Genomic DNA, 20,301 nt, shown 5'->3' on the forward strand with positions numbered 1-20,301 from the left:
TCTGCTCGTCTCTCGGATCGGCCGAGGCCTACTGCCAGCTCGCCTCGCGCCAGTCGACGTGGCCGTCGGCGCGCGGGGTCCAGTCCAGGCCGGGGGCGACCCCGTAGGTGCCGACGGTGTAGTCGATGTTGGCGAGGTGGGTCCGCTCGGCGTTCAGCGCCCAGATCTCGGCGATGACGGCGTTGCGGGCGTCGACGTCGACCGTCGCGTTGGCCTCGACGATCAGCGCGTCGACGTCCGGGTCGGAGAAGATCGCGTAGCCGGTCGGGCCGTAGAGGTAGTTCAGCGTGGTGGAGGCGTCCATCATCGACGGCGAGAACTGGGTGATGTACATCCCCGGGTGCGACTTCGACGAGGTCAGCAGCACGTAGGAGGAGTACTCCACGCCCTCCAGCTCGACCGTGATGCCCACCTCCGCGAGCTGCGAGGCGAGGGCCTGCGCGACCTCGGCCGAGTTGGGCACGTTGCCGCCGGTCGGGTACTGGAAGGTGATCGCGCTGCCGTCGTAGCCGGAGGACGCGACGAGCTCCTCCGCCGCCTCCGGGTCGTAGGCGAGATCGGGCAGCTCGGCGTCGAAGCCGTTGACGTTCGGAGCGACGGAGGACGCGTTCGCGACCGTCGCGTAGCCGTCGTGGATCGTCTCGATGATCGTCTCGCGGTCGATCGCGAGGCTGATGGCGCTGCGCAGATCGGCGTCCGCGAGCGGCCCGCCGGAGGTCTCGTTGAAGCCGACGTAGACGAGCTGGTTCGACTGGCCCTCGGCCACGGTGTAGCCCGAGCCCTCGACCGAGGCGACCTGCGCCGGGGTGATCGCGGTGAGGTCGATGTCGCCGGAGAGCAGGCCGTTCAGCCGCGCGTCGGCGTCGGCGATCGGCTCGACGGTGACGTTCGCGATCGCCGGCTCGCCGCCCCAGTAGTCAGGGTTCGCGGCGAGCACGGTCGAGACGCCCGGAGTCCAGCTCTCGAAGGTGTACGGGCCGGAGCCGATCGGCGCCTCGGCGAAGCCGGCCGAGCCGACCGAGGTGTAGTACTCCTCCGGCACGATCGAGATGTAGTAGACCCGGCGGGTGAAGGCGGCGTCGCCGGCGGTCAGCTCGAAGGTGAGGTGGGTGTCGTCGACCACCGTCATGCTCGCGATGTTGTTCGTGTAGATCTTGTTCAGCGAATCCGGGGCGTCGATGACCGCCTGGAAGCTGAAGCGCACGTCCTCGGCGGTGACCGGGGTGCCGTCGCTGAAGGTCGCGTCGTCGCGGAGGGTGAACGTCCAGGTCTTCGCGTCCTCGCTCGCGGTCCACTCCGTCGCGAGGCGCGGCTGGAGGGCGCCCTCGCCGTCGACGCTGGTGAGCTGGTCGTAGACGGCGTGGAAGATGTTCGTCGAGTAGAGGCCGTTGTCGATCACGGGGTCGGCGTTCGCGAGGTCGCTGGGCTGGGCCACGACGATCGAGTCCTTCGCCGCGCCGGCGTCGCTCGAGGAGGCCGGGCCGCTGCAGGCGCTGAGCAGCAGGGCGAGCGCGGCGGCGGGGGCCGCGGCGGCGGCGAGCCGGCGGCGGGCGCTGCGGGGCCGGAGGAGTGCGGACCGGGTGCTTCGGGGCATGGGGGAGTGCCTTTCGTCGGAGGGCTGCGGTCCTGCGGGAGCGCAGACGCGCAGTGCGGCGGTGCGGACGGTTCTTCGGTGCTGGCTGGTGCGTCAGGCGGCGGCGGGCAGGGAGCGCCGTCGGCGGGTCGGGTCGGGCACGGGGGCGGACGCGAGCAGCGAGCGGGTGTAGGCGTGCTGCGGATCGTCGAAGACCGCGGCGGTCGGCCCGGTCTCGACGAGCAGGCCGCGGTGCATCACCGCGACGTCGTCCGCGAGCGCCCGGACGACCGACAGGTCGTGCGAGACGAAGAGGTAGGCCAGCCCGAGCTCGGACTGCAGCTCCGTGAGCAGCGCCATCACCTGCGCCTGGATCGAGACGTCGAGCGCCGAGGTCGGCTCGTCGAGCACGAGCACGTCGGGCTTGAGCGCCAGGGCGCGGGCGATGCCCACCCGCTGGCGCTGGCCGCCGGAGAAGTCGGCCGGCCGCCGCGACGCCGATTCGCGGGTCAGCCCCACCTGCTCGAGCACCTCGGCGACGCGGGCGGCCGAGTAGACCCGGTTGATCCGCAGCGGCTCGGCGACGATCTCGTGCACGGTCAGCCGCGGATCCAGCGACGAGTACGGATCCTGGAAGACGGCCTGGATCGAGGCCCGCAGCGGTCGGCGGGCCCGGTCGCTCAGCTCGGAGACGACGGTGCCGCGGTAGGAGACCGAGCCGGAGGTCGGCTTCTGCATGCCCAGGATCGTGCGCACGAGGGTCGACTTCCCGCAGCCGGACTCGCCGACCAGCCCGAGCGTGCGGCCCGCCTCGAGGCGGAAGGAGACGCCGTCGACCGCGCGGAACGGCTCGGCCGAGCGGCCCCAGGCGCCGCGCTGCGGGAAGTGCACGCGGACGTCCGACACCTCGACGACTGCCTCGGCGTGCGGGTGCTCCACGGCGTGCACGACCGGCTCGACGGCGCGCGCCTCGCGGCCGGTGACCGGCAGGATGCTCGCGAGCAGCCGCTTGGTGTAGTCGTCCTGCGGGTCGCGGAAGACGTCGAGGGTCGTGCCGCTCTCCACGATCCGGCCCTGGTGCATCACCAGCACCCGGTCGGCGTTCTCGGCGACCAGGCCGAGGTCGTGGGTGACCAGGACGAGCGAGGAGCTCAGCCGCTCGCGCACCTCCTGCAGCACGCTCATCACCTGCGCCTGCACGGTCACGTCGAGCGCCGTCGTCGGCTCGTCGGCGATCAGCATCCCCGGCTCGTGGGCGATCGCCATCGCGATCATCACCCGCTGGCGCTGGCCGCCCGAGAGCTCGTGAGGGTAGGCGCGCAGCCGGCGCTCCGGGTCGGGCAGGTGGACCAGCTCGAGCAGGCGGAGCGCCTTGTCGCGGACCTGCGCGCGGGTCAGGCCCTTCTCGTGCAGTGTGATCATCTCGGCGATCTGCGTGCCGATCCGCATCACCGGGTTCAGCGAGGTCATCGGGTCCTGGAAGATCATCGACAGTGAGCGTCCGCGGATCGAGCGCAGCGCCGCCTGGTCGATCGAGCGCAGGTCGACGCCGCCGAGCAGGATCTCGCCGCCGGCGACCCGGACGCCCCGGGGCAGCAGGCCCATGGTCGAGAGCATCGTCATCGACTTGCCCGAGCCGGACTCGCCGACGATCGCGACCACCTCGCCGGGCAGCACGTCGAAGCCGATGCCGTCGACCAGGCGGACGGGGGCCTCCTTCGGGCCGGCCTCGATCACGAGGTCGCGGACGCTGAGGACGGGGGCGCCGGGGAGGGTGCTGGTCATGGTCTACTCCGCCTTCTGCGACTGGACGCCGGTGAGGCGCTGGCTCATGAACTGGAGCCCGGCCACGAGCATGAAGAGCATCAGGCCGGGGAGGATCGTGATCATCGGGCTGTCGCGGAGGTAGGTCTGGCCCTCCTCGATCATCCCGCCCCAGCTCGGGGTGGGCGCCTGGATGCCCAGGCCCAGGAACGACAGCGCCGCCTCCAGCAGCACGATCACGCCGAGGTCGAACGGCACCAGCACCGCGAGGGCCGGGATCACGTTCGGCACGAGGTGCTTGCGCAGGATCCAGCCGTGCGTCGCGCCGTGGGTCTTCGGAGCCCAGATGAACTCGCGCTCGCGCAGCGACCAGGCCGTGGCGCGGGCGACGCGGGCGTAGCCGACCCAGTTGGCGACGCCGATCACCACGATCAGCGTCAGCACGCTCGGGCCGATCGCCGAGACGATCGCGATCAGCAGCAGCATGATCGGGATGGCGAGCTGGATGTCCGAGAGCGCCGAGATGACGTTGTCGAGCCTCCCGCCGAAGTAGCCCGCGATCAGCCCGAGCGTCACCCCGATCAGCAGGTTGAGCGCCACGGCCGGCACCGCGATCGAGAGCGAGACGCGACCGGCGACGGCCAGGCGGGAGAGCATGTCGCGGCCCAGCGCATCGGTGCCCAGCAGGTGCGCCGGATCGGCGAGCGGCAGGAGGAAGCGGGCGCGCAGATCCTGCGTGTCCGGGTCGAAGAACGGCAGCAGCGGCACCAGCACGATGGTCAGCACCACGATCACGACCAGTCCGGTCGCGACGAAGAACGAGGCGCTGAGCGGTGCGCGGCCGCCGGTGCCGGGCTGCGGCCGCCGGAACAGCCGGCGCACCCGCTGGATCGCGAGGATCTGGGTCGGCGTGACGGTGGTCGCGGGGGTCGTGACGGGCCTCGTGTCGGGCCTGCTGGCGGGGGCGGGGCTCACTGGAGTCTCACTCTCGGGTCGAGGGCGGCGTAGACGAGATCGACGAGGACGTTGACGACCACGAAGAAGAGCGCGATGACGAGGATCGCCGACTGCACCACGGTGTAGTCGCGGTTCGAGATCGACTGCATCAGCAGCTGCCCGACGCCCGGCCAGTTGAAGACCAGCTCCACGACGACCGTGCCGCCCAGCAGCGCGCCGAGGTTGAGCCCGGCGACGGTGATCACGGGCAGCAGCGCGTTGGGCAGCATGTGCCGGAGGATCACGACGCTGCGCCGCTGGCCCTTGGCGTAGGCGGTGCGGACGTAGTCCATCCGGTACTGCTCGGCGAAGCCGGTGTCGAGCAGGCGGATGTAGAGCGCGAGCTCGAGGGTCGCGATGGTCACCGCGGGCAGGACGATCGACAGCGGCGAGTTGTTGCCGAGCGCCGGCAGCAGCCCGAGGCTCACCGCGAACACCATCACCAGCAGGATGCCGAACCAGAAGGACGGGATCGCCTGGCGGGCGCTGGCGAACCAGAGCACCGCGTTGCGCAGCCGCGACGAGTCGGACAGTTGCAGGATCAGCACCACGACGAAGGCGAGCACGAGCCCCAGCACGAAGCTGGTCAGTGCGAGCTGGAGCGTCGCGGGGAGGCGCTGCAGGACCAGCTCGAGCGAGGGCGTGCCCTGGCGCAGCGAGTCGCCGAAATCGCCGGTGAGGGCGCCGGCGAGGAAGCCGGTGTACTGGAACAGCAGCGGCTGGTCGAAGCCGAGCGAGGCCGAGAGCCGCGCGACGTCCGCCTGGGACGCCTCCGGGCCCAGCAGCAGCGCGGCCGGGTTCCCGGAGAGGCGGACGAGGAAGAAGGCGACCGTCACGACTCCGAAGACCGTGACGAGGCCCTGCACGAGGCGGCGCGAGACGAAGCGGAGCATGCGGTCTCCTTTCCGGGAGGGGTGATCACGGGGTCGACCTCAGTACAGCGGGCCGGTATTTCGGCACGGCGTCGTCACCGTCAACACTGCATTGCGCGTCGGTCCGGCGCGAGGGAAACGGCGGCTGACCGGCACTTCTCCGGAGGAGGGCCGTCAATTCGCCGGTGACGGCGCGGCGGTGAAGCGCATCGCCGCCACCTCCGGGTCCTCGGCCCAGAGCGCCACGCGGTCGCCGCGGTAGTGGCCGTAGGCGAGGAACTGCGGCACCCCGGCGGCGTCGCGCACGAGGGTCTCGCGGGTGAGGATCGCCGCGCCCTCCTTCAGGCCCAGGATGCGGGCGGTGCGCTCGTCGGCGTTGACCGCCTCCACGGTGGCCTCGACCTGGTTGCCGGGGGAGGAGCGGACGGTGTCGATGAACACGCGGACGGCCTCGTCCAGCGCCTCCCGGTCCGAGCGCGGTCCCGTCGCGTCGGCGATCGGGTGATAGCCGACGATGATGCCCGCCGGCACGCCCTCGATCGAGACCAGCTGCTCGGCCATCACCACCCGGTCGCCGTCGAGCTCGAGGCGCTCGCGGATGTGCCGGTGCGCGATCACCTCGCTGACGTCGGTCACCTCGCAGACCATCTCGAGGCCGCCCGGGTGCTGCACCGAGTCGGCGCCCATCGCCCAGCCGCCGGTGGGCAGCAGCGAGAGCAGCGGCAGCTCCCAGATGCTGCCGACGACGTTGGTGCCGATCCGCTGTCGGCGGCGGATCAGGCCCTCGGAGCCGAGCTGCTGCAGGGCGCTGCGGATGGAGTTGCGGCTCATCATCATCGACATCACGAGGTCGTGCTCCTCGACGAGGTCCTTCTCGGTGATCAGGCCGCGGCGGATGCTCGCGCGCAGCAGCGCGTGCGCCCGGCGCGGGCTGCTCTGCAGGAGCTCGCGGATGCGGCGCTGGCTGCCCTCGCGAGCGCGTCCCAGGGCCTCTGCGAGCTCGAAGTCGTCGTCCACGGCGTGCCTCCTCAGGGGGCCGGAGTGCCCCGAATTCCCAACGTAGGTCGGCTTTCGCACGGGCCGTCACGCGGGGGTTAAACCTGGGTTACAAGCGCGGGACCGAGGAGGCGGCGGCCAAGAGGTCCTGCGTGGTCGGGTACGCCCAGCGGAGGTAGGCCACCGGGATCCGGCTGCGCTCGGCGACCAGCTCGTGCGTCGCCTCCCGCTCGGCGCCGCTCTCGAGCAGCTCGCCGACCGAGCGCGCCAGGGCGGCGAGCCGGAGCGACTCGCGCTCCGCCTGCCGGCGCTGAAGATCGCGGGAGTCGAGGACCCGCCGCGCGCGCACAGGGAGCCGGCGGCCGCGGTGCGGGGGAGCCGACTCGCGCTCCCGCGCCCAGGTCCGGGTCGCCGCGACGTCGCGCCGCAGCTGCTCGACCAGCGCCTCGGCCCCGCGGTAGCGGCGCTGCGGCCGGAGCTTGGCGTGCAGCTCCACCCGGATCGCGTGCCCGTAGAGATCGCCGGCGTAGTCGAGCAGGTGCGCCTCGAGCAGGCGCTCGCCGTCGCGGCCGTAGAAGCTCGTGCGGCGGCCGACCGAGACGGCGGCGAGGTGCGTCGAGCCGTCCGTCTCGTCGATCACGGTGCCGGCGTAGACGCCGTCGGAGAGGCCGCCGACGTCCAGCGGGAGGTTCGCCGTCGGGAAGCCGAGCAGGCGGCCGCGCTGGTCGCCGGGGACGACGACGCCGGTGACGACGATCGGGGAGTCGGGGTGCGCTGCGCTCATGCCGTCAGTCAAGCGGCCGCCGGTTTCACCGCGATGACCCCCGCGTTCCCGTCCGATTGCGCTGGCCGCACCCTCGCCGTTCCGGGCGGAGGAGCCCATTGCGCGGTGCCGCGAGATGCCACTTGTGCACGCGACACGCCGTGGAAAGCGTGCACAAGTGGCATCTCGCGGGGGAGGAGGACGTCAGTCGAGGCCGAGGCTCCCGAAGTAGGCGGCGAGGAGGACGCCCATGGCGCCCGCGCCGACGATCGCGGCGCGCCTCGACCTGCGGCGTGGCAGGGCGGCCAGCCCGGCGACGAGATTCGCCGCGCTCCAGCCCGCGTTCACGAGCGGCGACGACAGCCCGCGCCCCGGCGGCGTGGCGAACGGCGAGGGGAACCTCCGCCCCTGCAGCGCCGCGACACCGTGCGGCACCGCGTTGACGAGCAGCACCCCGGCGAGGGCGCTCCTGGCGATCCGGCCTGCGCGATCGGTGCTGGTCACGACGACTCCTCCTTCAGACGGTCCCCGAAGCCTCCCCCGTCCCCCTCCGCGAGATGCCACTTGTGCACGCGACACGCCGTGGGAAGCATGCACAAGTGGCATCTCGCGGGACAGCGTCAGGCCGGCGCGTGCACCAGGGCCGAGATGCGGCGCTTGCACGCGTTGAACTCGGGCGCCGTCACGTCGCGCTCGCCGGGCAGGTCGACCGTCACGATCTCGCTGATGTGCCCGGGCACGCCGTGCGAGGCGCCGCCGGTCATCACCACGACGCGGTCGGCGAGGTAGACCGCCTCCTCGATCGAGTGCGTCACGAACAGCACGGTGGTGCCCGTCTCGCGGTGGATCCGCTTCAGCTCCACCTGCAGATCGGAGCGGGTCAGCGCGTCGAGCGCACCGAACGGCTCGTCCATCAGCAGCAGCGACGGCTCGTTCGCCAGCACCCGCGCGATCGCGACCCGCTGCTGCATGCCGCCGGACAGCTCGCCCGGGAAGCGGTCGGCGAAGCGGGTGAGCCCCACCGCCTCGATGAAGCGGTCGGTCACCTCCGCGGCCGCGGCCTTCGGCAGCTTCTTCCGCCGCGGACCGTACGCCACGTTCTCGCGCACGCTCAGCCACGGGAAGAGCCCGTAGTCCTGGAACACGACGCCGCGGTCGGGGCCCGGCGCCGAGACGGCGCGGCCGCCGACCTCGACGACGCCCTCGGTCGCCTCCTCGAAGCCGGCGAGGATGCGCAGCAGCGTCGACTTGCCGCAGCCGCTCGCGCCGACCACGGCGACGAACTCGCCCGAGCGGACGTCGAGCGAGACGTCGGCCATGGCGAGCACGCCGCCGCCGGCGGTGTCGTAGCGCTTCGCCAGATCGAGCACGTGGACGTCCGCGGTGCGGGCGGGGGCGGATCCCGGAGCGGCGGGGCCGGGAGCAGCAGCGGAGAGCGTCATCGGGTCCTCACTTGACGAGCGGCCGGCGGCCGAAGAGCACGCGGAACAGGAGCAGGAGCAGCCGGTCGGAGGCGAAGCCCGCGATCGCGATGCAGATCATCCCGACCACGATCAGGTCGGTGCGCACCACGTCGCGCGCGAGGAAGATCGTCGAGCCGAGGCCCGTGCTCACGCCCGTCGTCTCGCTGAGCACCAGCACGACCCAGGCGAGGCCGAGGCCGATGCGCATGCCGTTCACGATCGCGGCGGCGGAGGCCGGCAGCACTACCCGGACGAGCACTCCCGCCCGCGAGGTGCCCAGCATCCGCGCCGCCTCGATCAGCCGCGGCGGCACCTGGCGCGCCCCGCTGATCGTGCCGAGCACGATCGGGAAGAACGCCGACAGCGTGATCAGGAAGATCGACGCCTGATCGCCGTAGCCGATCAGCAGCGCGACCAGCGGCACCCAGGCCGTCGCCGGCACCGGGCGGAACAGGTTGATGAACGGATCGAACAGCGAGTTGATCGCGTAGTACCGGCCCATCAGCACCCCGAGCGGCACCGCGAGCACCGTCGCGAGCGCGAAGCCGCCGAAGACGCGGCCGGCGCTCGCCGCCAGGTCGGTCCAGAGCAGCCCGCTGAACGCGTCGTTCCGCAAGCCCGCGACGGCGTAGTCGATCAGCGAGACCAGCACGTCGCCCGGGTAGGGCAGGAACGCCATCCGGATGCCGAACGGCAGCTCCCACTCGCCCGCCCGCCCGAACTGCCAGAGCAGCAGGAAGAGGATCGGGACGGGCAGGCCCAGCAGGAAGGTCGTCCAGCCGCTGCGCCCGGGGCGGCGCCGGCGCCGGACGGTCGACAGCCGCTCGGTGGCGGTCGCCGCCTCGGCGGGGCGGGTCGTGGTGGTCATCGGCCGACCGCTCAGGCCGCCGGCGCGAACGTCGTGTCGACGACGTCCTCGATCGCGGGCGCGGAGTCGATGAAGCCGAGCTCCTGCATCTGCGTCGCGAGCGCGCCGAGCTGGCCCTGGTACTCCTCGCTGAGGTCGGAGCGGAGCCAGAAGTTCTCCAGCGCCGACTCGAGCACCTCCTGGTCGCCGCCGAATTCGGCGATCATGTCCGGCAGCCACTCGTCGACGCTCTCGGCCATGTAGGCGGTCGTCGCGGCGTGGGTGTCGACGACCTTCTGCACGACCTCCGGCTGCTCCTCGATCATCGCGCCGGTGGTGACCAGGCCGATGTTCACCCGGCCGATCGGCGTCGCGTACGGGTCGGCGATCTCGGTGCCGCCGGCCGCCTCCGCGATCGAGACGCCGATCTCCACGCCGAAGAACGCGTCGATCGAGCCGCTGGTGAACGCGGACGCCATCTCGGGTACCGGGATCGTGATCAGCTCGAGGTCGTCGTCGGTGATCTCGGCCTGGTCGAGGTAGTAGCGCAGCGCGACCTCCTGGGCGCTGCCCTGGATGTAGCCGACCTTCTTGCCGGCCAGGTCCTCGACGGAGGAGATGCCCTCGCCGCCGAGGAAGCCCGAGCCGCCGTCCGCGGCGGACGCGACGATCTTCAGGTCCCGGTCCTGCGCGATCGAGGCGATCGTCGGGGTGACGCCCGAGATCGCGAAGTCGATCGTCCCGGCGACCAGCGCGTCGCTGAGCGCGGGCGTGGTGTCGAGGGTGATCACCTCGAACTCGACGCCCTCCTCGGCGAACTGCTCGTAGAGGAACGGCTGGTAGAAGTGCGGCTGGCCTCGGAGGGTGCCGACGGTGACGGTGACCGTGTCGCCGCCGGAGTCCGAGGCGGCGTCGCTCGCTCCGGAGCACGCGACGAGCGAGAGGGTGGCGGCGAGCGCCGCGCCGAGGGCGAGGGCGCGGCGGGAGGTGCGGGTGGACGGCCGGGACAGGGGCATGCGGGCTCCATCGGTGAGGGGTGTCCCCCCACTCAAGCGCCCTCAGATGCTGTGCGATTTCTGAGAAGTTTCCGACGTGTAAATCCCTCGATCCCCCTCGCGAGATGCCACTTGAGTACGCGACACGCCGAGGAAAGCGTGCACAAGTGGCATCTCGCGGGAGGAAAGGACGCCCCTACGCCGCGAGGAAGCGGTCCGCCGTGCGGAGCGCGAGCGCGACCGTCAGCAGCGCCGGGTTCGCGATGACCGCGCTCGGGAAGACCGAGTTGTCGCAGACGAACAGGTTCGGCACGTCGAAGCTGCGGCCGTCGCCGTCGACGACCGCGTCGCCCGGGTCGGTGCCCATCCGGCAGGTGCCGAGCGTGTGCGCCGTGCGCGCGATCACCCGGGTGCTGCGCGCCCCCGCCGCCTCGACGATCGCGGTCATCGTCCGGATCGCGTGCTGGTCGATCGACTCCTCGTTCGAGCCCGGCGAGAAGGTGATCCGCGCCTTCGGCACCCCGTGCTCGTCGAGCTCGTCGGTCAGCACGAGCCGGTTGTCGTCCGAGGGCAGGCACTCCGCATTGATGCCGACGCCGGCCATGAAGCGGTAGTCGTCGAGCGCCTGCATCAGCGACGGCCCCCACAGCCCGCCGCCGCGGACGAACGACGTCGCCTGGGTGAGCGGCATCGTGCCGAGGCTCTGGATCAGGTAGCCGCCGGCGAAGTCCGCGTCGGCCGGGCGCACGGTGTCCTCGGTGATCACGGAGGAGGGGTAGCCGCGGTAGCCCCGCATCTCCTCGTCGAAGGTGCCCCAGACCTGGGTGGCGCCGTGCGCGAGGAAGTTGCGGCCGACCAGCCCGCTGCTGTTCGCGACGCCGGTGTGCAGCAGAAGCCGCGGCGTCTCGACCCCGCCCGCGCAGAGGAAGAGGGCGGAGCAGCGCTGCCGGTGCTCGACCCCGTCCGCGGTGTAGAGCACGGCGCTGACCTTCCCGGCCGCGTCGAGCTCGATCCCGTGCACGAAGGACTCCGCGCGGATCTCGGCGCCGTCGCGCACCGCGAGCGGCAGGTACGAGGTGTCCATGCTCCCCTTGGCGCCGGTGCGGCAGCCCTGGTGGCACTGACCGCAGTTGCGGCAGGAGGCGCGCTCGCCGTGCGCCTCCTGGTCGCGCCCGGCGCTGAGGACGGCGGCCGGTGCGTCGGTGGCGCGGATCCCGAGGGCCGCGCAGCCGCGCAGCATCATCTCGGCCGAGGCGTTGCGGTCCACCGGCGCCTGCAGGTAGCGGCGCGAGGGGTCCCACGGGTAGTCGGCCGGCCCGGAGACGCCGATGGTCGCCTCCGCCCGCTCCAGGTAGGGCACGAGCTCGGCGTGCGTCACGGGCCAGTCGCGGCCGAGGCCCGACTCGGTCCGGAGGAGCAGGTCGCGCGGGTCGGGGCGCGGGGTGAAGGCGCCCCAGTGCAGGGTCGAGCCGCCCACGCCGCGACCGCTGTTGTTCGGGCCGAAGGCGGTGGGCGTGCTCCCGCCGCTGAGGCGCTCCTCCATCCAGTTGATCTCGGTCGCCTCGGTCTCGTCCGCGGTGAAGGTCAGCGGATCGAAGTGCGGTCCGGCCTCCAGTGCGACGACCCGGAGGCCGCGCGCGGCGAGGGTCGCCAGGATCGGGGCGCCCCCGGCGCCGGTTCCGATCACGACGGCGTCGACGACCTCGTCGGGGGAGTAGCGGCGCATGCCGGTGGTGTTCATCGGGGGTTCCTCGTGCTCGGCTGCAGGGTCGCAGGTTCCCAGGTGTCGTGCGCGTCGGCGCCGAGGGCGGTGAAGCCCAGGAGCGGGAGGACGTCGCCGCCCGTGGCGTAGCCGTCGAAGCCGATGCGCGCGAGGCTCGCGGGGTGCGCGAGCCACTGCCGGACCAGGTCGTTGCGGCAGTCCTCGAACCAGGCCTTCGCCTGCTCCGCGCTGAACGCGCCGAGCGGCTCGGTGCCGAGCGCCTCGAGCCGCGCGTCCTGCTCCTCGGGGGAGAGGTCGTCGACTCCGGCGAGCGCGTCGAGGCCGAGGCGGTAGGCCTCGGGGTCGCTCGGCAGGTCGGCGTTGCGCCAGCCGTCGCCGCGGCCGGCCGCGAGCTGGGCGTCGACGCGGGCGGCGAGGTCGATCCGGCCGGGGGCGGCGCTGTCTCCGCTGTCCTGCGGGACCACCCGGTCCGCGACGGCGCGCAGCGTCGTCAGCTGGGCGGGAGTGAGCGCCTTCGGCGCGTACGTCGGGTCGTCGGCGAGCAGGCGCTCGGCGAAGAGGGCGCGGATCCGGGAGGTGGTGCGGCTGGAGCGGATCGTGTCCGCGACGTCGGCGGGCACGGCCGGTCCGGTGCCGGCCTCGTCGGTCCAGAAGGCGCGGATCGCCGCGGCGACCTCGACCGGCCGCTCGATCGGCAGCAGGTGTCCGGCGCCGGGCAGCTCGAGGAGGCGGGCGCGCGGGTAGCTGCGGGCGTTGGTCGCGCGCTGGCCGTCGGCGCCGAGGTCGCCGTCCTCGCCGCCCGCGATCAGCAGCGCGGGCAGGGCGGAGAGCAGATCGGCGACGTCCGTGCGGTCCTCGCGGCTGCCGGTCTCCAGCCAGTCGCGCCAGGCGGCGGGGGAGGAGCGGAGCAGATCGGCGAGCGCCTGCCGGTCCTCGGCGGCGGGGAGGGCGCCGCCGATGTTCTGCTCGAGGAAGGTGCGCGCGTGCTCCTCGTCGAGGGGGCCGTCGGCGACCCAGCCGAGCATCTCGCTCCGCTTCTCCTCGGGCATCGGCTCGGGCGAGAGCGGCGAGCCGGCCAGCAGCACGACGCCGGCGAGCCCGAAGAGTCCGGAGCGGCCCGACAGCGTGCGCGCGGCCACCAGCGAGGCGACCTTGCCGCCCATGCTGTGCCCGACGAACAGCCAGCGCGAGGCGCCGTGCTCCCGGATCGTGCGGATCACCGCGGTCGTCATCGCGTCGAGGGAGGTGTCGCCGGCGTCGCGCGCGTCGCCGTAGCCGGGCAGATCGATCGCCACCACCTCCGCCGCGTCGGCGAGCTCGCGGGCGAGCGGATCGAAGAGGCGGCCGCTGAGGCCGAGCCCGTGCAGGGCGAAGATCGTCGGCCGGCTCGCGGTCGTGGGCATGCAGGTCCTGTCGCATCGAGGAGGCGCCCGAGCGGCTGCGTCCAGCCTCCATGCGACCACAGCGCGGGAACCCGCGTTGCCACTTGCGGCAGGCCCGCGTTCATGCCAGGCGCATGCTGTTCGAGTAGCCCGCGCAGCGGGCGTATCGAGATCGACCAGCGTCGGAAGGTGAGTCTGCAGGCCCGCCCTGCTGAGGACGTCGGGTCTCGATACGCCCCTGCGGGGCTACTCGACCAGCATGACGGTGTGCGCCGAGAGGGCGCGCCTGCGAGGGGTCACCAGGTGCTTGCGGAGGCGTTCATGCTGATCGAGTAGCCCGCGGAGCGGGCGTATCGAGATCGACCAGCGTCAGAAGGCGAGTCTGCAGGCCCGCCCTGCTGAGGACGTCGGGTCTCGATACGCCCCTGCGGGGCTGCTCGACCAGCATGACGGCGTGCGCGCAGAGGGCGCGCCTGCGAGGGGTCACCGGGTGCGTGCGGGGGCGTTCATGCTGATCGAGTAGCCGGCGCAGTCGGCGTATCGAGATCGACCGGCGTCGGAAGGCGAGTCTGCAGACCCGCCCTGCTGAAAGGGGCGGGTCTCGATACGCCCCTCCGGGGCTACTCGACCAGCATGATCCCGTCCTCGCGCTCACGCGCTCTCGCCGAGCGGGAACACCAGCAGCGTCGACGTGGCCGTCGCGACCAGGCGCCCCTGCGCGTCCGTCACCCTCGCCTCCGCGAACGCCACGCGGCGGCCCGGCTTCACGACCGTGCCGACGGCGAGCAGCTCGCCGCTGTCCTGGTGCAGCCCGCGGAGGTAGCTGACGGTGAGGTCGAGCGAGGTGTAGCCGACGCCGATCGGCAGCGTCGACTGCACCGCGCAGCCCGCCGCCGAGTCGAGCACCGTGCAGACGAAGCCGCCGTGCACCCGCCCGATCGGGTTGTAGTGCGATTCGTCCGGCGAGCAGCGGAACTCCACCCGGCCCTCGTCGACCGCGCCGAGCTCCATGTTCATCAGCGTGATGATCGGCGGCGGCGGGATCGTCCCGTCCTTCATCGCCCGCAGGTAGTCCAGCCCGCTCATCCGCATCGCCGCAGCCGCGCCCGCCATCGGATCGTGCCAGGTCACCGTCTTGCTGCGCAGCTCGTCCATGCCCACTCCCTCGTGAATACTCCGGCGGCGACCACCGGCCGCGCTCGCACCCTACGCGCGTCGGTCCTCGGCGCGTCGGCGCAGCGTCTCGAGGAGGGCGGCCGGGGTCTCCGGGTCGCTGAGGCTGATCGCGAACTCGCTGCCGTGGGTGGTCGTCACCACGAGCCCCGGGCCGGCGCGGAGGATGAGGGCCGAGCGGCCCGGGGACATCCGGTAGCCCCAGCCGCCCCACTCCGACGGGCGAAGCGCCGCGGTGGTCACCGAGGCCATCGACGCCAGCGGGATCCGCCGCAGCGGGATGCCGAGCACCCGGGACGCGACGCGCAGCCCGCGGCGGTCGGCCGTGACGCGCAGCCGGGTGAAGCCGAGCATCACGACGGCGCTCGCCCCGAGCACGATCGCCATCGCGATCGCCGGTCCCGTGTCGCCCGTCGCGAGCAGCCCCGGGACGGCGGCCGCCGCGATGAGCAGCAGCACCACTCCCGTGACGGCGAACACCCGGCCGGTGACGGTGTGCGACCAGGCGCCGGTCTCCTCGGCGCCGAGCGGGAGCCGGTCGGCGGCGACCCGCGGCGCGTGCCGGGTGGGCGGCGCGATCAGCGCCGGCACCACGGCGAACAGCCCGCCGCCGAGGAGCGCGAGAAGCCAGGCGCCGAGCACGGCCTCCTCCGCCGACCCCGCGGCCAGCGTCGTGCCGACCGAGGTCGCCCAGCCGCCGGCACCGAGACCGGCGACCAGCCCGAGTCCGCCGAGCAGGAGGCGCGGGGCGCGGCCGAACACCGCGGCGACGAGTCCGGCGACGGCGGGGATGCCCGCCAGCAGCAGTGCCAGCCGGAGGAGGACCGCGACCGGCTGCGACTCGTCCGCGGCGCCGGTGCTCGACCAGTGCGAGGCGAGCACGGGCGGAAGCCGATCGCCGAGGACGGCCCGGGAGACGAGGATCGCCGCGGCGGGGAGCAGCAGCGACGCGGCGGCGACGAGCGTGCGCGGGCTGCGGTCGGTGGTGGTGCCGGTGGTGGTCACGGTGCGGTCCTCTCGAGAAGGCGGATGACATCGGCGCGGCTGATGCCGCTGCGGCGGGCCTCGGCGGCGAGCTGCTCGACGAGGGCGGTGACGCGCACGAGGCCGGGGCCGGCCGACTCCGCGATCCACGCGCCGCGGCCCCGTCGCATCTGCAGGATCCCGTCGTCGCGGAGCGCGGCGTAGGCGCGCAGCACGGTGTGCATGTTGATGCCGAGGGAGTCGGCCAGCTCGCGCGCCGGCGGCAGGCGGTCGCCCGCCGAGAGCTCGCCCGCCGCCACGGCGGCCCGGACCTGCGCCTCGAGCTGATCGGCCAGCGAGCGCGGCGAGGAGTGGTCGACGCGCAGCAACATGTTCGCAATATTAGTAGAACAATGCGCGAGGAGTCGAGCGCGCTAGCGTGGAGGGTCCAGCACGGGAAAGGGGACCCCGATGACGACTCCGGTCACCGGTGCGCCGTCCGCGGCCCGACGCGCGGCCACCCTGCGCCTCGCCGGCCTCTTCGTCGCGGCCGCCGGACTGCTGAACGTCGTGTTCCTCGTCGCCCCGACCGGCTCCGGCTCCCTGCTCGCGGCGCGCGCCGTCGTCCTCCTCGGTGCGGGGCTGCTCGCGGCCGCCGCCTCGGTCCTCGCGCGCGGTGCCGACTCGAAGGGCGGGCTGGTCGGCCCGACCGGAGCGACGGCGCTGATCGTCTTCGCGGTCCTGATCGTGCTGCGGCCGATCGTGAACTGGTCCTCGCCGAGCACGACCGGCTCGACCGCGACACCGGAGATGATCACTGCCGCGACGCTCGTGCTGGTCCTCGCCGTGCTCGCCTTCGCCGCGGGAGTGGTGGGGCTCGTCGCGCTCGCGCGCTCGCACACGGTCCCGCGGCGGGTGATCGTGACCGCCGCCGTCGCGGTGGCCGTCAACGCGGTCGGCGGGTACGCCGTGTCGGCCCCGCTCCTGGTCACCGCGACGCCGTCGCAGGAGCTGCTGCTCGGCCTCTCGCTCGCCGCCTCGATCGCCGGAGCGCTGTCGATCCTCGCGACGGGAATCGTCTGGCTGCTGGCGGCCCGCTCGATCGCCCGCGCGGGCTGATCGGCGCGCCGCCCCGCTGGGCGGCAGCGCTCGGGACGCCTCCGCTCGGGACGACCTTTCTCAGGACGACAGCGCGAGCGACACCGCCAGCACCACCATCACGACCGCGACCGCGCCGTCGAGCACCCGCCAGGCCGTCCGGCTGCGGAACAGCGGGCGCAGCGCCCGCGCCCCGAAGCCCAGCGCGGTGAACCACAGCACGCTGCCCAGCGCCGCCCCCGCGCCGAACCACCAGCGCTCGTCGCCGTGCGTGTTCGCGACGGAGCCGAGCAGCACCACCGTGTCGAGGTACACGTGCGGATTGAGCAGCGTCAGGGCGAGGCAGGTGCCGATCGCCGTCCGCAGCGAGGTGGAGGCACCGGCCGGGTCGCCCTCGAGCATCCCCGGGCGCAGGGCCCGCCGCGCGGCGAGCACCGCGTAGGCGAGCAGGAAGACGATCCCGCCCCAGCGGATGACCACCAGCAGCCACGGCGCCGACTCGAGCACCGCACCGATCCCGGCGATGCCGAGGATGATCAGCGCGGCGTCCGCGAGCGCGCAGATCGCGACGACGGCGAGCACGTGCTCGCGGCGGAGCCCCTGCCGCAGCACGAAGGCGTTCTGCGCGCCGATGGCGATGATGAGCGAGAGGCCGAAGCCGAGGCCGGACACGGCGGCGAGGAGGGGGGACACGACTCCGACGCTAGGGGCGACCACGCCTGTAGACCAGCTCACGCTCCTTCAGTACCGTAAGCGCAACTGATGGGGAACCCGATGCTGACCGACGATCTCGACCTCGCCCGCCTCCGCGCCCTCGCCGCCGCAGTGCGCTTCGGCTCCTTCGACGCCGCCGCGCGCGAGCTGCACGTCACGCCCTCGGCGCTCAGCCAGCGGATCAAGGCGCTCGAGTCGGCGGCCGGGCGGGTGCTGCTGGTCCGCTCGCGTCCCGTCGTCGCCACCGAGGCGGGCGCGGGTCTGCTCCGCCTGGCCCGCCAGATCGAGCTGCTCACCGAGGACGCCGTCCGCGCGCTCGACGGCGGTGCGCGCGAGGGCCGCGGACCGGTGACGGTGCCGATGGCGGTGAACGCGGACTCGCTCGCGACCTGGGTCCTGCCCGCGCTCGCGACCGTCCCCGAGGTCGTCGTCGAGCTGCACCGCGAGGACCAGGAGCACACCACCGCGTTCCTGCGCGACGGCACCGTGCTCGCCGCGGTGACGGCCGAGGCGGAGGCGGTGCTCGGCTGCACCGTCGCCCCGCTCGGCGTGATGCGCTACCGGGCGATGGCCGCCCCCGCCTTCGCCGAGCGCTGGTTCCCGGAGGGGCCGGACGCGGCGGCGCTCGCCGTCGCCCCCGTCGTCGTCTTCGACGAGAAGGACCGCCTGCAGGCCCGGTTCCTCGCCGCGGCCGGGGTCGAGGCCCGCCCGCCGCAGCACCGCGTGCCCGGCTCGGCCGACTTCGAGCAGGCCGTGCGCCTGGGCCTCGGCTGGGGCATGCTCCCCGAGCTGCAGGCCCCCGTCGGTACGCCGGGCCTCGTCCCCCTCGGCGGCGCCCCCGTCGACGTCCCCCTCTACTGGCAGCAGTGGGCGCTGCGCACCCCGAGCCTCGACGCCGTCGCCGCCGCCGTCACCACCGCCGCCCACGCGACCCTGCGCGTCTGATCCCCGCCGCGAGATGCCACTTGTGCACGCGACACGCCGTGGAAAGCGTGCACAAGTGGCATCTCGCGGAGCCCGTCAGACGGCGAAGACGTCGCGGAGGGTGACCGTCTCGAGGGAGCGGGCGCGGAGGAGGTCGACCAGCTGCGCGTAGACCGTCGTGACCGGGTCGAAGTTCGCGTGCCCGATCACGATGCGCTGCGGCCGGAACCACTGGTCCGCGAAGCCGAGCAGCTGCTCCGGCGTGATCCGCCCCGAGTCCGAGAGCGAGCCGTACCAGAGCGTCGTCGCCGTGTAGCCGACGGCCGCCGCGGCCGCCCGGCTGCGCGCGTCGGTGTAGCCGAACGGCGGGCGGTAGAACGGCGCCGCCTCCACCCCGTAGGTGGTGCGGATGAAGTCGCCGTTGCGGCCGAGCTCCTCCTGGATCCCGTCGTCCGAGAGCGAGGTCAGGTCGGCGTGCGACCAGGTGTGGTTCGCGAGCTGCACCTGCCCGCTCGCGACGAGCGGCGCGAGTGCCGGCGCGTTCACGGTCCAGGAGTCGTACTTCCCGTTGAGGAAGAAGGTGAGCCGGGTGCCGGTGTCCTTCGCGAACTGCGCGTAGGCGGCGACGACGTCGGTGTCGGCGCCGTCGTCGACCGTCCACGCCATCAGGCTCCCGTCGCCGGGCAGCTCGGTGATCGTGCCCTCCGGGAGCGGGAAGCGCGCGCGGATCGGCGCGGGCGCCGCCGTCGCGGTCGGCACGGGGCGCGGCGGGGGAGCGGGGGTGGGAGTGGGAGTCGTGGTCGCGGCCACCGGCGTCGCGGTCGGCGTGAGCCGGGCGGTGCTCGTGCACCCGGCCAGGCCGGCGGCGGCGGAGGCGATCCCCAGCAGCAGCGCACGGCGCCGCAGTGCATCCGGCCTCGAGCCGTTCATGATTCCCCCCGCGGCGACCCGGACCCCCCGGTGCACCGGAGCGACCGTAGCACCGGCGAGTCTTGCAGGGTGCGCGCGTGTCGCCTAAGCTACTCGGGTTGCGTGCATCTGCACGCTCTTGCGCGCTGCCCTCCGGGCGGGACCCCGGTCCTCCTCGACAGGCGGGCGGTGCGCCGACAAGTGACCTTGGGTGGGTCGGGCGAGGCCTCGTGCCGCGCGTGGCCCACGGTACCCACACATGGAGGAAACCATGGCAGCAGTCTGCCAGGTGACCGGAGCCGTTCCCGGCTTCGGACACGCCATCTCGCACTCGCACCGGCGCACCAAGCGCCGCTTCGACCCGAACGTGCAGAAGAAGACGTACTACGTCCCGTCCCTGCGCCGTAACGTCACGCTGACGCTGTCGGCCAAGGGCATCAAGGTCATCGACGCCCGTGGCATCGAGTCCGTCGTGAAGGATGTTCTCGCTCGTGGGGTGAAGATCTAATGGCCAAGCAGCAGGACGTCCGTCCGATCATCAAGCTCCGCTCGACGGCCGGAACCGGTTACACCTACGTGACCAAGAAGAACCGCCGCAACGACCCCGACCGTCTCGTGCTCAAGAAGTACGACCCCGTAGTGCGCAAGCACGTCGACTTCCGCGAGGAGCGCTAAGTATGGCCAAGAAGAGCAAGATCGCCCGCAATGAGCAGCGCAAGGTGGTCGTCGACCGCTACGCCGCCAAGCGCCTCGAGCTGAAGAAGGCCCTCGTCGACCCCGCCGGGACCGACGAGTCCCGCGAGGCCGCCCGCACGGGCCTCCAGAAGCTCCCCCGCAACGCCTCGCCCGTCCGCGTCCGCTCGCGCGACGCCGTCGACGGCCGCCCCCGCGGCAACCTCTCGAAGTTCGGCATCTCGCGTGTCCGCTTCCGTGACATGGCCCACCGCGGCGAGCTGCCCGGCATCACGAAGAGCAGCTGGTAGCGAACCGCTGCACTCCTCCCGAAAGCCCGGAGACCTCACGGTCGCCGGGCTTTCGGCGTTCCCCGCCCCCCAGCATGCTGATCGAGTAGCCCGCGGAGCGGGCGTATCGAGATCCACCGTGATCGGGCAGGAGGCCTGCAGACCGCCCTCTCGGTGACGATGG

Annotated in this window: 22 protein-coding genes; 5 read left to right on the top strand and 17 right to left on the bottom strand. The window is 72.9% G+C overall.

The genetic code is table 11. The features are described from left to right. Positions 1-28: 28 nt before the first annotated feature. From EDF17_RS00950 to EDF17_RS01025, 15 genes are all read right to left on the bottom strand, one after another. The gene (locus EDF17_RS00950) at positions 29-1,594 is read right to left on the bottom strand and encodes an ABC transporter substrate-binding protein (protein WP_123444755.1); all 1,566 of its coding nucleotides are present in this window, start codon (positions 1,592-1,594) and stop codon (positions 29-31) included. Between the two features lie 93 nt (positions 1,595-1,687). Continuing rightward, the gene (locus EDF17_RS00955; protein WP_123444756.1) at positions 1,688-3,358 is read right to left on the bottom strand and encodes an ABC transporter ATP-binding protein; all 1,671 of its coding nucleotides are present in this window, start codon (positions 3,356-3,358) and stop codon (positions 1,688-1,690) included. 3 nt (positions 3,359-3,361) lie between these two features. After that, the gene (locus EDF17_RS00960) at positions 3,362-4,312 is read right to left on the bottom strand and encodes an ABC transporter permease (RefSeq protein ID WP_166649570.1); all 951 of its coding nucleotides are present in this window, start codon (positions 4,310-4,312) and stop codon (positions 3,362-3,364) included. Continuing rightward, positions 4,309-5,226, bottom strand: a complete 918-nt coding sequence (locus EDF17_RS00970; protein ID WP_123444759.1) for an ABC transporter permease — start codon at positions 5,224-5,226, stop codon at positions 4,309-4,311. Before EDF17_RS00970 ends, EDF17_RS00960 begins: the two co-directional genes overlap by 4 nt. Positions 5,227-5,379: 153 nt before the next feature. After that, positions 5,380-6,222 (bottom strand): GntR family transcriptional regulator, encoded by an 843-nt coding sequence (locus EDF17_RS00975; protein ID WP_159423585.1) that lies wholly within the window; start codon positions 6,220-6,222, stop codon positions 5,380-5,382. Between the two features lie 88 nt (positions 6,223-6,310). Continuing rightward, entirely contained in the window at positions 6,311-6,985 is a 675-nt protein-coding gene (locus EDF17_RS00980) for a riboflavin kinase (RefSeq protein WP_208110557.1), read from the bottom strand. A 183-nt stretch (positions 6,986-7,168) separates the two neighbouring features. After that, positions 7,169-7,468, bottom strand: coding sequence for a hypothetical protein (locus EDF17_RS00985; protein ID WP_208110558.1), 300 nt, complete (start codon positions 7,466-7,468; stop codon positions 7,169-7,171). Between the two features lie 116 nt (positions 7,469-7,584). After that, positions 7,585-8,406, bottom strand: coding sequence for an ABC transporter ATP-binding protein (locus tag EDF17_RS00990; protein WP_123444762.1), 822 nt, complete (start codon positions 8,404-8,406; stop codon positions 7,585-7,587). Between the two features lie 7 nt (positions 8,407-8,413). After that, entirely contained in the window at positions 8,414-9,295 is an 882-nt protein-coding gene (locus EDF17_RS00995; protein WP_123444763.1) for an ABC transporter permease, read from the bottom strand. An 11-nt stretch (positions 9,296-9,306) separates the two neighbouring features. Beyond that, positions 9,307-10,290, bottom strand: a complete 984-nt coding sequence (locus EDF17_RS01000) for an NrtA/SsuA/CpmA family ABC transporter substrate-binding protein (RefSeq protein WP_123444764.1) — start codon at positions 10,288-10,290, stop codon at positions 9,307-9,309. A gap of 175 nt (positions 10,291-10,465) precedes the next feature. Continuing rightward, on the bottom strand, positions 10,466-12,010 hold the full coding sequence (locus tag EDF17_RS01005) for a GMC family oxidoreductase (protein WP_123444765.1): 1,545 nt from the start codon (positions 12,008-12,010) through the stop codon (positions 10,466-10,468). Further along, on the bottom strand, positions 12,007-13,395 hold the full coding sequence (locus tag EDF17_RS01010; protein WP_123444766.1) for an alpha/beta hydrolase: 1,389 nt from the start codon (positions 13,393-13,395) through the stop codon (positions 12,007-12,009). Before EDF17_RS01010 ends, EDF17_RS01005 begins: the two co-directional genes overlap by 4 nt. Before the next feature lie 630 nt (positions 13,396-14,025). Beyond that, positions 14,026-14,529, bottom strand: a complete 504-nt coding sequence (locus tag EDF17_RS01015) for a PaaI family thioesterase (RefSeq protein WP_123444767.1) — start codon at positions 14,527-14,529, stop codon at positions 14,026-14,028. 51 nt (positions 14,530-14,580) lie between these two features. Beyond that, positions 14,581-15,552: a hypothetical protein gene (locus EDF17_RS01020; RefSeq protein WP_123444768.1), complete on the bottom strand. Its 972-nt coding sequence runs from the start codon at positions 15,550-15,552 to the stop codon at positions 14,581-14,583. Beyond that, entirely contained in the window at positions 15,549-15,902 is a 354-nt protein-coding gene (locus EDF17_RS01025) for a GntR family transcriptional regulator (protein ID WP_123444769.1), read from the bottom strand. Before EDF17_RS01025 ends, EDF17_RS01020 begins: the two co-directional genes overlap by 4 nt. Positions 15,903-15,981: 79 nt before the next feature. Between EDF17_RS01025 and EDF17_RS01030 the strand changes: the two genes are divergently transcribed. Next, positions 15,982-16,629 carry a hypothetical protein gene (locus EDF17_RS01030; protein ID WP_123444770.1) on the top strand — a complete coding sequence of 216 codons (648 nt, stop codon included), beginning with the start codon at positions 15,982-15,984 and terminating at the stop codon, positions 16,627-16,629. Between the two features lie 60 nt (positions 16,630-16,689). Here the strand turns inward: EDF17_RS01030 and EDF17_RS01035 are convergent, their stop codons facing one another. Next, positions 16,690-17,301, bottom strand: a complete 612-nt coding sequence (locus tag EDF17_RS01035; RefSeq protein ID WP_243732752.1) for a LysE/ArgO family amino acid transporter — start codon at positions 17,299-17,301, stop codon at positions 16,690-16,692. A gap of 81 nt (positions 17,302-17,382) precedes the next feature. Here EDF17_RS01035 and EDF17_RS01040 point away from each other — a divergent pair, with 81 nt between their 5' ends. Continuing rightward, on the top strand, positions 17,383-18,267 hold the full coding sequence (locus EDF17_RS01040; RefSeq protein ID WP_123444772.1) for an ArgP/LysG family DNA-binding transcriptional regulator: 885 nt from the start codon (positions 17,383-17,385) through the stop codon (positions 18,265-18,267). A 75-nt stretch (positions 18,268-18,342) separates the two neighbouring features. Here the strand turns inward: EDF17_RS01040 and EDF17_RS01045 are convergent, their stop codons facing one another. Beyond that, positions 18,343-19,176 (bottom strand): polysaccharide deacetylase family protein, encoded by an 834-nt coding sequence (locus EDF17_RS01045; protein ID WP_123444773.1) that lies wholly within the window; start codon positions 19,174-19,176, stop codon positions 18,343-18,345. 250 nt (positions 19,177-19,426) lie between these two features. On the opposite strand from EDF17_RS01045, the gene rpmB reads away from it, so the two are divergent. Genes rpmB through rpsN form a run of 3 tightly spaced genes read left to right on the top strand, consistent with a single transcriptional unit; the run spans position 19,427 to position 20,138 of the window. Then, positions 19,427-19,663, top strand: coding sequence for a 50S ribosomal protein L28 (rpmB, locus tag EDF17_RS01050; RefSeq protein ID WP_056038148.1), 237 nt, complete (start codon positions 19,427-19,429; stop codon positions 19,661-19,663). Next, a complete protein-coding gene (gene rpmG / locus EDF17_RS01055; RefSeq protein ID WP_027692168.1) occupies positions 19,663-19,830 on the top strand; it encodes a 50S ribosomal protein L33 in 168 nt (55 codons plus the stop codon). The genes rpmB and rpmG overlap by 1 nt, the downstream gene beginning before the upstream one ends. 2 nt (positions 19,831-19,832) lie before the next feature. Next, a complete protein-coding gene (rpsN, locus tag EDF17_RS01060) occupies positions 19,833-20,138 on the top strand; it encodes a 30S ribosomal protein S14 (protein ID WP_123444774.1) in 306 nt (101 codons plus the stop codon). The last annotated feature ends 163 nt before the right edge of the window (positions 20,139-20,301 follow it).

The sequence above is a fragment of the Rathayibacter sp. PhB1 genome (assembly GCF_004362935.1).
GTDB classification, from domain to species: domain Bacteria; phylum Actinomycetota; class Actinomycetes; order Actinomycetales; family Microbacteriaceae; genus Rathayibacter; species Rathayibacter festucae.

What these genes read in the sequence shown, in the direction of transcription:
- EDF17_RS00950 (WP_123444755.1), bottom strand. Translation starts at nt 1,594, where the DNA reads ATGCCCCGAAGCACCCGGTCCGCACTCCTCCGGCCCCGCAGCGCCCGC.
- EDF17_RS01045 (WP_123444773.1), bottom strand. Translation starts at nt 19,176, where the DNA reads ATGAACGGCTCGAGGCCGGATGCACTGCGGCGCCGTGCGCTGCTGCTG.
- EDF17_RS01005 (WP_123444765.1), bottom strand. Translation starts at nt 12,010, where the DNA reads ATGAACACCACCGGCATGCGCCGCTACTCCCCCGACGAGGTCGTCGAC.
- EDF17_RS01000 (WP_123444764.1), bottom strand. Translation starts at nt 10,290, where the DNA reads ATGCCCCTGTCCCGGCCGTCCACCCGCACCTCCCGCCGCGCCCTCGCC.
- rpsN (WP_123444774.1), top strand. Translation starts at nt 19,833, where the DNA reads ATGGCCAAGAAGAGCAAGATCGCCCGCAATGAGCAGCGCAAGGTGGTC.
- EDF17_RS01030 (WP_123444770.1), top strand. Translation starts at nt 15,982, where the DNA reads ATGACGACTCCGGTCACCGGTGCGCCGTCCGCGGCCCGACGCGCGGCC.
- EDF17_RS01015 (WP_123444767.1), bottom strand. Translation starts at nt 14,529, where the DNA reads ATGGACGAGCTGCGCAGCAAGACGGTGACCTGGCACGATCCGATGGCG.
- EDF17_RS00955 (WP_123444756.1), bottom strand. Translation starts at nt 3,358, where the DNA reads ATGACCAGCACCCTCCCCGGCGCCCCCGTCCTCAGCGTCCGCGACCTC.
- rpmB (WP_056038148.1), top strand. Translation starts at nt 19,427, where the DNA reads ATGGCAGCAGTCTGCCAGGTGACCGGAGCCGTTCCCGGCTTCGGACAC.
- EDF17_RS00990 (WP_123444762.1), bottom strand. Translation starts at nt 8,406, where the DNA reads ATGACGCTCTCCGCTGCTGCTCCCGGCCCCGCCGCTCCGGGATCCGCC.
- EDF17_RS00970 (WP_123444759.1), bottom strand. Translation starts at nt 5,226, where the DNA reads ATGCTCCGCTTCGTCTCGCGCCGCCTCGTGCAGGGCCTCGTCACGGTC.
- EDF17_RS01010 (WP_123444766.1), bottom strand. Translation starts at nt 13,395, where the DNA reads ATGCCCACGACCGCGAGCCGGCCGACGATCTTCGCCCTGCACGGGCTC.
- rpmG (WP_027692168.1), top strand. Translation starts at nt 19,663, where the DNA reads ATGGCCAAGCAGCAGGACGTCCGTCCGATCATCAAGCTCCGCTCGACG.
- EDF17_RS01025 (WP_123444769.1), bottom strand. Translation starts at nt 15,902, where the DNA reads ATGTTGCTGCGCGTCGACCACTCCTCGCCGCGCTCGCTGGCCGATCAG.
- EDF17_RS00995 (WP_123444763.1), bottom strand. Translation starts at nt 9,295, where the DNA reads ATGACCACCACGACCCGCCCCGCCGAGGCGGCGACCGCCACCGAGCGG.
- EDF17_RS00980 (WP_208110557.1), bottom strand. Translation starts at nt 6,985, where the DNA reads ATGAGCGCAGCGCACCCCGACTCCCCGATCGTCGTCACCGGCGTCGTC.
- EDF17_RS01040 (WP_123444772.1), top strand. Translation starts at nt 17,383, where the DNA reads ATGCTGACCGACGATCTCGACCTCGCCCGCCTCCGCGCCCTCGCCGCC.